The sequence below is a fragment of the Micromonospora sp. NPDC048898 genome, assembly GCF_043198035.1.
Taxonomy (GTDB): Bacteria; Actinomycetota; Actinomycetes; order Mycobacteriales; family Micromonosporaceae; genus Micromonospora.
Genome location: NZ_JBICUF010000009.1, coordinates 75,424 through 88,160 on the forward strand (window position 1 = coordinate 75,424; position 12,737 = coordinate 88,160).

A 12,737-nucleotide genomic window follows, 5' to 3' on the forward strand; every position below is an offset into this window, starting at 1 on the left:
TACCGACCCTAGCTCTAGTGGATCACCAGCGGCAGGCGACGACTCAGAGCACCGGGTTGGCATCGGTGAGTAGCCGGTCGATCTCCTCCAGCACCTCGGCGCGATCACGGTGCACCGGGTCGATGAGCGGCACGCCGCGCCGGTCCAGCGCGCCCCACCGCCCGTTGCCGCTCTCGACCAGGAACGCCACCGGGTGGATGACGAGCATCGGGTGCGCCGGCGCGACCAGCACCGTACCGGTGCGGTCCACCACACCGCGCCGGCCGGCCACGTCGACCACGGCGAGCCCCTCGTCGGTGAAACCGTCGACCTGCCGGCCGTCGGCCAACTCGGTGACGAACCCGTGGTAACGCGTGGGCACGACGATCCGGCCGGTCCGGTCGACCGCCCCCCACCCCTCGCGCCGCACCGCGGCCAGCCCGCGGCGGAACGGTCGTACCTCGGCGAAGTTGGGCGCCACCTGCACCGCGCCGGTCGCGTCGATGGCCGTCCAACCGCCCTCGCCGACCACCCAGGCCAGGCCGTCGCTGAACGGGTGCGCGGCCCGGTAGGAGGGCGGGATCACCGTCGTACCGAGCAGGTTGATCAGCGACCACCGGTCCGTGTCCGGCCGGCGCACCCAGGCCAGCCCGTCGTGGAATGGCTGCGCTTCGGCGTACCGGGCGGGGATGACCACGTCGCCGTCCGGGCCGGTGTAACCCCACAGCGGCCCGTCCCGGTCCGGCACCGGGGGCCGGTCACGGTCGAGCACCTCGTCCCGACCCCGGCGGTACGGCCCGAAGCCGTCCGCCGTGGCCCGGACGGCGACCGCGTCGAGGGCCACCCGGATTCGGTCCAGCAGTTCGGCGTCGCCGGCGCCGCGCAGGTCCAGCGCCTGCTCGAAGTGCTGGCAGGCTTCCATGAGCCGCCCCTGGTCGTAACACGACCGTCCGGCGTGCTCGTGGAGTGCGGCCCGCAACCGGTCGGGTAGCTCGACCGAGTTGGCCTGGGCGAAGAGCTGGTCGGCCTCGGCGAAGTTGCCGCGCCAGCGCAGGACGTGGGCCAGCCGGGCCTGGGCCAACGCGGTCCGGCGCAGCTCGCCGGTGGCCTCGGCGTAGGTGAGGGCGAGCCGACCATCGGCCAGCGCGTCGTCCAGGTCGCCGAGGATTCGCGAGGTCACCGCGCGCAGGCTGAGCAGTCGGGCCCGGGCGCGGTTGTCGATCGCCGAGCCCAGCTTCTCGGTCAGCCGCCGCCGGATGGCCCGCAGGTCGTCCGGCTCCGTCAGCTCCTCACGCAGGGTGACCGGGTCCAACCGCCAGCGGTACGCCGCGAGGACCTGCTCCGGGTCGCCCGGGTCGGCCAGCGACGGGCGGATCGCCGCGGGCGCGGCGTCGCCGGGTGGTGCGGAGACAGGCGCGTTCTCCCCGCGCGAGCCGGTCCTCGGGCCGGGAACCGTTGAGGCGGGCGGCCCGGAGACGGGCGGTGCCGGGTCGGCGGGCGGCCCGGAGACGGGCGGTGCCGGGTCGGCGGGCGACCCGGAGACGGGTGGTGCCGGGTCGGTGGGCGGCCCGGAGACGGGTGGTGCCGGGTCGGCGGGCGGCCCGGAGACGGGCGGTGCGTAGGCCGCGTGTGTCGACGCGGGTGAGGTGGAGTCGGACGCCGGCTCTGTCGACGCGGGCGGTGCGGACACGGGCATGGGGGCGATCGGTGGCGCGGAGACGGGTGGCGGCACCGAAGGTGGCGGCGCGTACGCGGGCGGTGCATACGCGGGCGGTGCAGACACCGGCGGCGCGGAGACGGGTGCCCCGAAGGTCTGCTCTCCGGCGGCGGAAGGTGCGGAGGCGGAAGGTGCAGACACCGGCGGCGCGGAGATGGGCGCCCCGAAGGTCTGCTCCGCGGAGGCGGGCGGCGCGGCGGCGGAAGGTGTGGAGGCGGGTGGCGCGGAGACAGGTCGCGTGGCGGCCGGCGGCGCGTGCGCTGGCGGTGCGGAGACGGGTGCGGCGGGCGGCGTCAGAGTCGGCGGTGTGTGGTCGGCCCGGCCCGGTGCTCCCGGGATCCGTGCGCCCGATACTGGTGCATCGTTGTCATCAGACATTGCGGGCGGGGCTGGCAGTGCGATGTCGTCCGACCAGTCGTCGGCTCGCGAACCGTCCGTCGACCCGGTGGTGCTCGGGTCGTCTTCGACATCGGACGGCCGGGCGTACGGCGGGGCGTCGTCCGTTCGATCGCGCGTAACGGGATCGGTGTCCCCGACCAGGCGAGCGGCGGCCGGTTGGTCGTCGGCCTCGACTACGGCTTCGGGCTGGTGAGCCGGCGTGGCGGGGGCGCCGGAGCCGGGCCGGTCGTCGTCCTGCGCCGATTCGGGCCCGACAGTTGCCTGCGCGTCGTCGAGCGGGTCGGCGGCCCAGGTGCCGGTGGTCGGGCGACCGGGCGGCGCGGACACCGACCCAGGAGAGTCAGCCGCTGCCGACCTGCCTGCCTGCTCGTCGGTCAGATCACGACGGACGTCGGTGGCCGATGTCGGCAGATCTCGATCCACCGTGCCCGGTGCGGTGGACCGATCGGGTGCCGGTGCGGTGGATAGCCCGGGGTCGCCGGCCGTCGACTCCCTCTCGGTCGACTCGGACCGTTGCGGGTCATTGTCGGTCGGCCTGGACCGTTGCGGGTCATCGTCGGTCGGCCTGGACCGCTGCGGGTCATTGTCGGTCGGCTCGGACGGGCGCGGTTCGTTGTCGGCTGACTCGGACGGTTGCCGGTTCGGCGCGGGCTCGCTCGGATCGGGGTCGGCGGGCTGAGCGGGGCTGAACCACGCGTCCGGCCCGCGGGTGCCCACAACCTCGTCCGGGTCCGGAACGGGGGCGACCGACTCTTCCGAGGGAGGCGGCGGTACGTAGCGGCGCGGTGTGCCAGGGGCGAGCGGGAGTGCCGCCTCGGCGGCCGGCGCCGAGGGTTCCGGGGCCGCCGGCGTCGGGGCGGGCGGTGTCGTCGCCGGGGCTGGGACCTGCCAGGTTGGCGGTGGCGCGACCGCCGGTCGTGCGGCCGCCGGCGGAGACATTCGATCCGTGGAGTGCGGCCGGTCTGGGGAGTGCGGTCGGTCGGTGTGCGGCCGGTCGGTGGGGTGCGGCCGGTCGGTGTGCGGCCGGTCTGTGGGGTGCGGTCGGTCGGTGTGCGGCCGGTCTGTGGGGTGCGGGCGGTCGGTGTGCGGCCGGTCGGTGGGGTGCGGCCGGTCTGTGGGGTGCGGCCGGTCGGTGGGGTGCGGCCGGTCCGTGGGGTGCGGGCGGTCGGTGGGGTGCGGCGGCATGCGGTGGTCGGTGGGAGAGACGCTGCCCGACACGTCACCGAACTGGCGGCGGTCTGCGGTCGGCTCACCGTCGCGCCGCTGGTCCAGGGGGCGGTCCGCGGTGTTCGGGCCGGGGTAACGCGGCGGTGGGGTGGGGCGCACTCCGGCAGTCGGCGCCGGTTCGGCCGGTGCCTGGCGCGCAGGTGGCAGTGGGACGTCCGAGCGCTCGTCGGAGGTGGGTGGGTCCACCGGCGCGGGCAGGTACTCCAGCCGAAGGCTCGCGGCGGGTGGACCCGAGACGGGCACCTCGGAGGCTGGGGAGACCGGGGCAGCCGACACCGGTCGGTCCCGGCCGGGTGCGCCGGGGGAGACGGGCGATGGCGGCATCGTTCGCTCCGGCGGAACCGGCACGACCCGGCTGGACGGCGACGGAGCCGGCGCCGCTGGGCGTACCGGTCGCTCGTCGTAGCGCGACGGGGTGACCGCCGGTCGCTCGGGCCGGGCGTCCGGTCGCGTCGGGGTACCCGAATCGGGGGTGCGGTGCGGGTCGCCGCGGTGGCCCGGCTCCCGGGTGCGGTCCGGGCGCAACGGACCCGGCGGCGGCCAGGGCAGGCTGCCGTCCGGCCGTTGACCGGACTGCGGCCGAGGCTCGCGGTAGGCGTTGTCGTGCGCCCGTTCGTCGCGGTAGACGTGCTCGCGCGGCGGTTCCTCGCGGTACGCGTGGCCGTCCTCGCGGTTCGCGTGCTCGCGGTGGCCGTCCGGGCGGGCTTCCTCGCGGGGACGCCGGTCCGGGTACGCCTCGGCGCGGGCCGCGGTCTCGCGGGGCTGCTGCCGGTGCGGGTCGCTGTCGGCTCGACGACGATCGTCGTCGCGGCGGGGATGATCGGGCAGCTCCGGCTCGGGGCGGTGCCGTCGACCGCCGTTGGGTGGCGGTGGTGCGCCGGCTCCCTCGTCGGCGTGGTAGCGCCGATCCGGGCGGCGGGCGTCGTCGGCGGCGCGGTCCGGGTGCCCGTCGGCGCGGTATCGCGGGCGGCCGTCCACGGCTGCCCACTTGTCGGCTCCGTCGGCGATCCGGTCCTCGGCCGGCCGGCCGTCGCGGTCCCGGGTGGGTCGTCCGCCGTACCCGTCGCCGGGGTGGCGTTCGTAACCGGCGGCGGGTCGCTCGTGCGTGCCGCGCCGACGCGGTGAGTCGTCCGGCTCCGGCACCCAACCGGAGTCCGACCGGGGGGCGGGGGAGACCGGGGGCGTGCCCGGGTGGCCCCGGTCCCGCTCGGCGGGCTCGGGCCGCTGCCGGCGGCTGTCGTACCGCTCGGAGGAGGGCTGGTCCCGGTGCCAGGCGGCCTCCCGCGCCGGGCCTCGCTCGTCGCTGGGCCGTCGGTCGGACCAGGCGGTACGCCGGTCCGACTCGGGGTGGCGACGATCGTCGCGTCGGGGCGGTTCGGGGAGTGGCCGGCGGTACGGCTCATGGTCGTAGGTGCGGGGGGCGGTGCTGTCGTTCCGGCCGTAGGCGGACGTGTCGGCCGGGCGGGCGTCGCTCCGGGGTCGGCCGTAGGCCGGTGTCTCTCCCGGCTCGTCGTCCACCCAGGACCGGCCGTGGACCGCCGACTCCTCCGGTGGTTCGTCGGCCCAGGACCGGCCGAGGTAGGTGCCGTCCGGACGGGTGGGCGCGAGCGACGGCACCTCGGCTCGGCCGCTCACCGTCGCGCGACCGCGCGGTGGCGGCTGGTGCACCGCGCCGATGTCGCCGGGATAGCGCTGGCCGGGGAACTGGGGGTGCCACTCGGTGGTCGGCTCGACCACCCAGGACGGCTCGTTCGGGTCTGACCACCGGTCGGGGTAGCGGCCGCTCATCGGCCGAGCCCGTCGCCGTGCCCGGCCGCTCGGCCGGCTCCCGCCGGAGGCGAGCTTTCCGCAGCCGGGTGATCGCCGGGCGTCCGGTCGCCGCCTGCCACGCCCCGGTGGCCGGCTCGCGTCCGCTCGCTCACGGCGTTGTCACCTCGTTGCAAATTGTCGTGCGGGGGCCTTGCGTGCCGGTCAGGTCGCCCGCGCCGACGGGTCGTGGCTGCGGATGGAGGGTAACGGCGTGGGCTCGCTCACCGCCACTGTGGTGCCGCCCACGGGCGCAAACGTTATCCCAATGGTTTCGGACATTTGGTCCTATAACCCAATCTGGTCTTCGACCCTACCGCATTCGACTGCCGCCTGGCTCGGGCGAATCGTCGTCCGGTCAGGGATGCTCCAGGATGAGGACGGCGAACGTGCCGGGTGCGAGCGCCTCGTAGCGGTGTGGGGCATCGCCGGGGAAAGCCGCGTAGTCGCCGGGGTCGAGTTCGATCGGGGCCGTCTCGGGGCCGACCCGCAGCCGGCCGGCGGCGACCACCACGTGCTCGACACTGCGCGGGGTGTGCCCGTCCGCGGCGCGGGCCGCGCCCGGTTCCAGCTCGATCAGGTAGACGTCCCGGCGCAGGTGTGCCGCCCCGGCGCTGAGCAGTGTGCCGGTGAAGTCGGCCTGCTCGGAGCGGACCCGGGATCCGTCCCCGGCCCGGATCACCCGTACGGCGTCGTCGAGGGGCTCCACCAGCCGGCTGAATGGCACGCCGAGTGCCACACCCAACGCCCAGAGCGTCTCCACGCTCGGGTTGCCGGTGCCGGACTCCAGCTGGGAGAGGGTGGACTTGGCCACCCCCGCCCGGCGGGCAAGCTCGGTCAGCGAGACGCCCACCCGTTCCCGCTCCCGACGCAGGGCGGCGGCGATGGTGGCCAGCGGGGCGGCGGGTTCCGGAGGCATGCGTTCGCTCCATTGGATCAGCGTTCGTTGCGACGAACAGCAGCAGGTGCTTGCCAGCGTCCCCCTGGCCGAGCAAGATCCGCGCAACTAACGGGAAACTGCTGCCTCCGAGACGTCGGAGACAGCAGTTTCGCCGATGTTGTGGTGCGTGGATGGGGGCCGGGGTCAGACCTTGTCGCCGAGGTTGACCTGCGGGGCCGGGGCGCGCATCCGCCGGAAGGTGATCGACCGCATCACCGCGTAGAGGAAGAGCGAGCCCATCCGCTGGTCGGTCTTCGGGAAGCGCTCCCGGACCAACTTGCTGATCTTGCGGCAGATCAACACCGAGTCGATGACCACGCCCAGGGCCAGCGCGCCCCAGAGCACGTTGGAGATCAACCGGACCGGGTCCGGCATGGCCGCGTTCGACCCGATCAGCACGATCAGCGCTCCACCGAAGAACCAGGTGCCGACGGTACGCCGGGAGTCGACCACGTTGCGGGCCAGCAGCCGCTCCGGGCCGCGGTCGCGGGGGCCGCCCTCACGGCGGAACTCCGACGCGGCCTCGGCGCGCAGTTGGCGGCGACGCTCCCGCTCCTCCTCCTTGGTGAGGGGGCGAGTGGGGCCGGCCGGGCGACGGCCGACGGTTGGCCGCTTCGGCGTCTCCCGACCCTTGGCCGGGGTGTAACCCCGGGAACGCTCGGCGGTCTCCTCGGTGGTCACCGATGAGACGGCCTCGTCGACGAGGTCAGTGGACTTGCGGCGAAAGAGCGACGGCACGCGGCAAGGGTAGCCAACGATCCGCGCCCGGTGCACATCGCGGTGCACCGGGCGCGGATCGAGGTCGCCGCAAGTGCGGCCGTGTGACGAACGGGAGGTGTGCGAGGTTACGGACGCTCGGCGTGCGCGCCCAGGTCGGCGAGCTTCGCCTCGAAGTCCTCGTAGCCGCGGTTGATCAGGTCGACGCCGTACACCCGGGAGGTGCCCTCGGCCGCGAGCGCCGCGATCAGGTGGCTGAACCCGGCCCGCAGGTCCGGGATGACCAGGTCCGCGGCGTGCAGCTTGCTCGGCCCGGCGATCACCGCGGAGTGCTTGAAGTTGCGCCGGCCGAAGCGGCACGGGGTGCCGCCGAGGCAGTCCCGGTAGACCTGGATGTTGGCGCCCATCGAGTTCAGTGCCTCGGTGTAGCCCAGGCGCTGCTCGTAGACCGTCTCGTGGACGATCGACAGGCCGCGGGCCTGGGTGAGCGCCACGACCAGCGGCTGCTGCCAGTCGGTCATGAACCCGGGGTGCACGTCGGTCTCCAGCGCCACCGCGTTCAGCTCGCCGCCCGGGTGCCAGAAGCGGATGCCGCCCTCCTGCCCCGGGTCGCCCAGCTTCGGCGCGCGCGCGTCGGTGACCTCGTACTCGCCACCGACCGAGCGGAAGACGTTGAGGAAGGTCATCATGTCGGCCTGCTGCGCGCCGAGCACCTCGACGTGACCGCGGGTGGCCAGGGCGGCAGCCGCCCAGCTGGCGGCCTCGATCCGGTCCGGGATCGGCCGGTGGGTGTAACCGTGCAGCTTCGGCACGCCCTGGATCTCGATCACCCGGTCGGTGTGGACCTTGATGATCGCGCCCATCTTCTGCAGGATGCAGATCAGGTCGATGATCTCCGGCTCCACCGCGGCGTTGCGCAGCTCGGTGACGCCCTCGGCCATGACCGCGGTCAGCAGCACCTGCTCGGTGGCGCCGACGCTCGGGTACGGCAGGGCGAACTTGGTGCCGTGCAGGCCGTTCGGTGCGGACAGGTGCAGACCCTCCGGCCGCTTCTCGACCGTGGCGCCGAACTCGCGCAGCGCCTGGAGGTGGAAGTCGATCGGGCGCGGGCCGATGTGGCAGCCGCCCAGGTCCGGGATGAACGCGTGCCCGAGCCGGTGCAGCAGCGGGCCGCAGAACAGGATCGGGATCCGGCTGGAACCGGCGTGCACGTTGATCTGGTCGGTGCTGGCGCTCTCGACGTTCGCCGGGTCGAAGACGAGCTCGCCGTCCTCGGCGCCGTCGGTGACCTTGACGCCGTGCAGGCCGAGCAGACCCCGGACCACCTCGACGTCACGGATCTTCGGCACGTCGAACAGCCGGCTCGGGCTGTCGCCGAGCAGCGCGGCGACCATCGCCTTCGATACCAGGTTCTTCGCGCCGCGCACGCGGATCCGCCCTTCGAGCGGAGTGCCTCCGTGCACAACCAGGACGTCGTCGGTCAACGCAACCTCCAGCGCGTCGGTGCTGCCGTGTTGTTGGTGGGGCGCCTGAACGCTGTCGCTACCCCGGATGCGGCCAAGTCGAAACGGCCCGCGTATGTCGTCGCTCCGGCAGCATAGCCCTCGGTGACGAAAAAGGACTCGGTCACATCGGCGTGTGTGGCATTAATCGGTGATCCGGCGCTTTTGCGTACCAAGAGCACTACGGATCGTGATCAGGACGCCGCTGGCGGCGGGGTGTCCGCGCCGGGCAGGGCGAGCATCTGGTCCAGGGCGACCCGGGCGTGGTGGGCGGTGTCCGCGTCCACCGTGATTTGGTTGACGACCCGGCCCGCGACCAGCTCCTCAAGGGCCCAGACCAGGTGTGGCAGATCGATCCGGTTCATCGTCGAGCAGTAGCAGACGGCCTTGTCCAGGAACATGACCTGCTTGTCCGGGTGCGCCAGCGCGAGACGGCGGACCAGGTTCAGCTCGGTGCCGAGCGCCCACGCCGAACCGGCCGGAGCCGCCTCGACGGCCTTGATGATGTATTCGGTGGAGCCCACGTAGTCGGCCGCGGTGACCACCTCGTGCCGGCACTCCGGGTGGACCAGCACGTTGACGCCGGGCACCCGCGCCCGGACGTCGTTGACGCTCTCGAGCGTGAACCGGCCGTGCACCGAGCAGTGCCCCCGCCAGAGGATCATCTTGGCGTCGCGCAGCTGCTCCGGGGTGAGCCCGCCACCGGGCTTGTGCGGGTCGTAGAGCACACAGTCGTCAAGCGACAGGCCCATCTCCAGCACCGCCGTGTTGCGGCCCAGGTGCTGGTCGGGCAGGAAGAGCACCTTCGAACCCTGCTCGAACGCCCAGTCCAGGGCGCGCTTGGCGTTGGACGAGGTGCAGACCACGCCGCCGTTGCGGCCGACGAAGCCCTTGATGTCGGCCGAGGAGTTCATGTACGTCACCGGGACGGTCTCGCCGGCGATGCCCAGCTCGGTAAGCGTGTCCCACGCGGCCTCGACCTGGCCCAGGACCGCCATGTCCGCCATCGAGCAGCCCGCGGCGAGGTCCGGCAGGATCACCCGCTGGGCGTCGGTGGTGAGGATGTCGGCGCTCTCGGCCATGAAGTGCACGCCGCAGAAGACGATGTACTCCGCGTCCGGACGGGCCGCGGCCTCCCGGGCCAGCTTGAACGAGTCGCCTGTCACATCGGCGAACTGGATCACCTCGTCGCGCTGGTAGTGGTGCCCCAGCACGAAGACCTTGCTGCCCAGCTTCGCCTTCGCGGCCGTGGCGCGGGCCACCAGATCCGGGTCGCTGGGCGCCGGCAGGTCGCCCGGACACTCGACGCCGCGCTCGGTGTCGGGGTCGCTGCCCCGACCGAGCAGCAGCAGAGCCGTCGCGGTGTTGGAGGGTTCCACCCAGGTCGAAGTCACGTAGCCATGGTCCCACAGCAGGAGCGCGACGCAGCTTCGCTCGGTGTGGGCTGCCACACTGCTCGGCATGCGCGTGCTGCTCTGCCCGGACAAGTTCGCCGGCACCCTGTCCGCACCGGAGGTGGCCGCCGCGGTTGCTGCTGGTTGGCGTACCGTCACCGACCGCGACGAACTGCTGATCCGGCCGCTCTCCGACGGCGGGCCGGGCTTCGTGCAGGTGCTCGCCGAAGCCCTCGGCGGCCGGCGGGTGCCGGTGTCGACAGTTGATCCGCTGGGCCGGCCGGCGGCCGGTGAGATCCTGCTCACCGCGGACGGTGCGACCGCCTACCTGGAGAGCGCGCAGGCCTGCGGGCTGCACCTGCTCAGCACCGCCGAACGCGACCCGAAGACCACCACGTCGTACGGGCTGGGCCTGCTCGTGGCCGCCGCGGTGGAGAGCGGCGCACGGACTGTGGTGATCGGGCTGGGCGGCTCCGGCACCAACGACGCGGGAGCCGGAATGCTCGCCGCGCTGGGCGTGACCCCCCTGGACGCCACGGGCGCCGCGCTGCCGTACGGCGGGGCGGCTCTGGCCCTGGTCGACGCCCTCGACGGCGCGCCCCGGCTGCGCGGCGTCCGGCTCAGCGCCGCCACCGACGTGGACAACCCGCTGCTCGGCCTGCACGGCGCGAGCAACGTGTTCGGTCCGCAGAAGGGCGCCGACCGGGCGGACGTGCTGCTGCTCGACGCGGCTCTGGAGCGCTTCGCGGCCGTGGTGGAGCGGGATCTGCCCGGCTGCCCGGCCGGTCTCGGCGCGCTGCCCGGCGGCGGCGCCGCGGGTGGCCTCGGCGCGGCCGTCCTCGCCCTGGGTGGCGGCTGCGAGGCGGGCATCGACCTGGTCACCCGGGCCACCGGACTGGACGCCGCACTGGACAGCGTCGACCTGGTGATCACCGGCGAGGGATCGTTCGACCACCAGTCGCTGCGCGGCAAGGTGGTCGCCGGAGTGGCCGGTGCCGCCCGCGACCGGGGAGTGCCGTGCGTGGTGGTGGCCGGGCAGGTGAGCACCGGCCGACGCGAGGCCGCCTCGGCCGGGGTCACCGATGCGTACAGCCTGGTCGAGCACTTCGGTGGCGACCAGGGCGGCGGACTCGACGCCGCCCTGAGCCGGCCCGCGGAGGGGTTGCACGACCTGGGCGCCCGGCTGGCCCGGCAGTGGAGCCGCTGAGGCTCCCGAGCGTGCGCCAGTGGGGCCGCTGAGGCTCCCGAGCGTCGGGCAGTGGGGCCGCTGAGGCTCCCGGGCGCCCCCCAGCGGGGCCGACCTGCGGCGGCGATCACGCCACGCGGGTGAGCCCGGCCGGGGCGGCGTACCATCAGCGGAGGACCACAACCGGGAATCACTGGACGGCGCGCGGCGTTGGCCAGTGCGTCCGGACCCAAACCGCGCAGGGAGACTTCCACGTGACCACGCCAGCGCAGACCGAGTCGACCGAGGCCCAGGCCCCTACTTCCGTCGTCCTCACCGACGTCGCGGCGCAGAAGGTCAAGGCCCTGATCGAGCAGGAGGGCCGCGACGACCTGCGGCTCCGCGTCGCGGTGCAGCCGGGTGGCTGCTCCGGCCTGCGGTACCAGCTCTTCTTCGACGAGCGTTCGCTCGACGGTGATGTCGTCACCGACTTCGGCGGTGTCGGGGTCGTCGTCGACCGGATGAGCGCCCCGTACCTGTCCGGCGCGACGATCGACTTCGCCGACCGGATCGACGCCCAGGGCTTCACCATCGACAACCCCAACGCGGGCAACTCGTGCGCCTGCGGTGACTCGTTCAACTGAGTCACACCGATCCAGCACCAGACGGGGGCGTCCTTCGGGACGGCCCCGTCTGCGCTGGTGGGCTGGGAACGGCCCCGAAGCGGCGGTGACGCGGCCGGTCACCGAGGTCGCACCGAGAGGTCACCGTCAGGTCGCCGGGCCGGTAGGCTGACCGCGCCCTGCTCCCTACCCCGAGGGTTGATATGAAGATCGCCGTGACCGGCTCGATCGCCACCGATCACCTGATGAGCTTCCCCGGTCGCTTCGCCGACCAACTCATCGCCGATCAGCTGCACAAGGTGTCCCTCTCCTTCCTGGTAGACGATCTGGTGCTCCGTCGCGGCGGTGTGGCGGCGAACATCGCCTTCGGCATGGGGCAGCTGGGCCTGCGCCCGGTGCTGCTCGGCGCGGTGGGGGCGGACTTCGCCGACTACCGCTCCTGGCTGGAGCGCCACGGCGTCGACTGCGACTCGGTGCACGTCAGCGAGGTGGCGCACACCTCTCGGTTCGTCTGCACCACCGACACCGACATGTGCCAGATCGCGTCGTTCTACGCCGGCGCGATGAGCGAGGCCCGCAACATCGAGCTCGCCCCGGTCGCCGACCGGATCGGCGGCCTGGACCTGGTGCTGGTCAGCGCCAACGACCCCGAGGCGATGCTGCGGCACTCGGCCGAGTGCCGCACCCGTGGCTACGCGTTCGCCGCCGACCCCTCCCAGCAACTCGCCCGGATGCCCGGCGAGGACGTGGTGGCGCTGATCGAGGGCGCCGACTACCTGATGACCAACGACTACGAGAAGTCGCTGCTGCAGAGCAAGGCGCAACTGACCGACGCCCAACTGCTGGACCTGGTCAAGGTGCGGGTCACCACGCTGGGCAAGCACGGTGTGGAGATCGTCGGGCGGGAAATGGACCCCATCCACGTCCCGATCGCGCGCGAGACCCGGGCGGTCGACCCGACCGGCGTGGGCGACGGCTTCCGGGCCGGGTTCTTCACCGCGCTCTCCTGGGGCGTCGGCCTGGAGCGCGCCGCCCAGGTCGGCTCGCTGCTGGCCACGCTGGTGCTGGAGACCGTCGGCACCCAGGAGTACGACATCCGCGCCGACCTGTTCGTCAAGCGCCTGGCCGAGTCCTACGGCGACGAGGCAGCAGACGAGATCCGCCCACACCTCCTTCCGTGAGTGACCTCCTGGTTGCTCGCCGCGCTGCGCTCGCCGGCGCACCGCCCTGTGGAGCATCCACACCGCGTTGCTCGTCGCCCGTGGGCA

Annotated in this window: 8 protein-coding genes; 3 read left to right on the top strand and 5 right to left on the bottom strand. The window is 73.4% G+C overall.

Annotated elements, in window-relative coordinates; genetic code table 11:
• Positions 1–43: 43 nt before the first annotated feature.
• The 5 genes from ACGFIQ_RS22720 to nadA form a co-directional block, all read right to left on the bottom strand.
• On the bottom strand, positions 44–5,110 hold the full coding sequence (locus ACGFIQ_RS22720; RefSeq protein ID WP_393246615.1) for a WG repeat-containing protein: 5,067 nt from the start codon (positions 5,108–5,110) through the stop codon (positions 44–46).
• 376 nt (positions 5,111–5,486) lie between these two features.
• On the bottom strand, positions 5,487–6,047 hold the full coding sequence (locus tag ACGFIQ_RS22725) for a helix-turn-helix domain-containing protein (protein ID WP_393246617.1): 561 nt from the start codon (positions 6,045–6,047) through the stop codon (positions 5,487–5,489).
• A 165-nt stretch (positions 6,048–6,212) separates the two neighbouring features.
• On the bottom strand, positions 6,213–6,806 hold the full coding sequence (locus ACGFIQ_RS22730; protein ID WP_357074847.1) for a DUF3043 domain-containing protein: 594 nt from the start codon (positions 6,804–6,806) through the stop codon (positions 6,213–6,215).
• Between the two features lie 107 nt (positions 6,807–6,913).
• Positions 6,914–8,269: a UDP-N-acetylglucosamine 1-carboxyvinyltransferase gene (gene murA, locus ACGFIQ_RS22735; protein ID WP_393246619.1), complete on the bottom strand. Its 1,356-nt coding sequence runs from the start codon at positions 8,267–8,269 to the stop codon at positions 6,914–6,916.
• 212 nt (positions 8,270–8,481) lie between these two features.
• Complete coding sequence (gene nadA / locus ACGFIQ_RS22740) at positions 8,482–9,681, bottom strand: quinolinate synthase NadA (protein ID WP_357074844.1); 1,200 nt, start codon at positions 9,679–9,681, stop codon at positions 8,482–8,484.
• 67 nt (positions 9,682–9,748) lie between these two features.
• On the opposite strand from nadA, the gene ACGFIQ_RS22745 reads away from it, so the two are divergent.
• The 3 genes from ACGFIQ_RS22745 (at position 9,749) to ACGFIQ_RS22755 (ending at position 12,650) form a co-directional block, all read left to right on the top strand.
• Complete coding sequence (locus ACGFIQ_RS22745; RefSeq protein WP_393246973.1) at positions 9,749–10,888, top strand: glycerate kinase; 1,140 nt, start codon at positions 9,749–9,751, stop codon at positions 10,886–10,888.
• 233 nt (positions 10,889–11,121) lie between these two features.
• Positions 11,122–11,490, top strand: coding sequence for an iron-sulfur cluster insertion protein ErpA (gene erpA / locus ACGFIQ_RS22750; protein WP_238661535.1), 369 nt, complete (start codon positions 11,122–11,124; stop codon positions 11,488–11,490).
• Positions 11,491–11,672: 182 nt separating this feature from the next.
• Complete coding sequence (locus ACGFIQ_RS22755) at positions 11,673–12,650, top strand: carbohydrate kinase family protein (protein ID WP_393246622.1); 978 nt, start codon at positions 11,673–11,675, stop codon at positions 12,648–12,650.
• The last annotated feature ends 87 nt before the right edge of the window (positions 12,651–12,737 follow it).

Bases quoted from the DNA above. Each gene is read 5' to 3' on its own strand.
- ACGFIQ_RS22755 (WP_393246622.1), top strand. From the start codon at position 11,673: ATGAAGATCGCCGTGACCGGCTCGATCGCCACCGATCACCTGATGAGC.
- ACGFIQ_RS22745 (WP_393246973.1), top strand. From the start codon at position 9,749: ATGCGCGTGCTGCTCTGCCCGGACAAGTTCGCCGGCACCCTGTCCGCA.
- ACGFIQ_RS22725 (WP_393246617.1), bottom strand. From the start codon at position 6,047: ATGCCTCCGGAACCCGCCGCCCCGCTGGCCACCATCGCCGCCGCCCTG.
- ACGFIQ_RS22720 (WP_393246615.1), bottom strand. From the start codon at position 5,110: ATGAGCGGCCGCTACCCCGACCGGTGGTCAGACCCGAACGAGCCGTCC.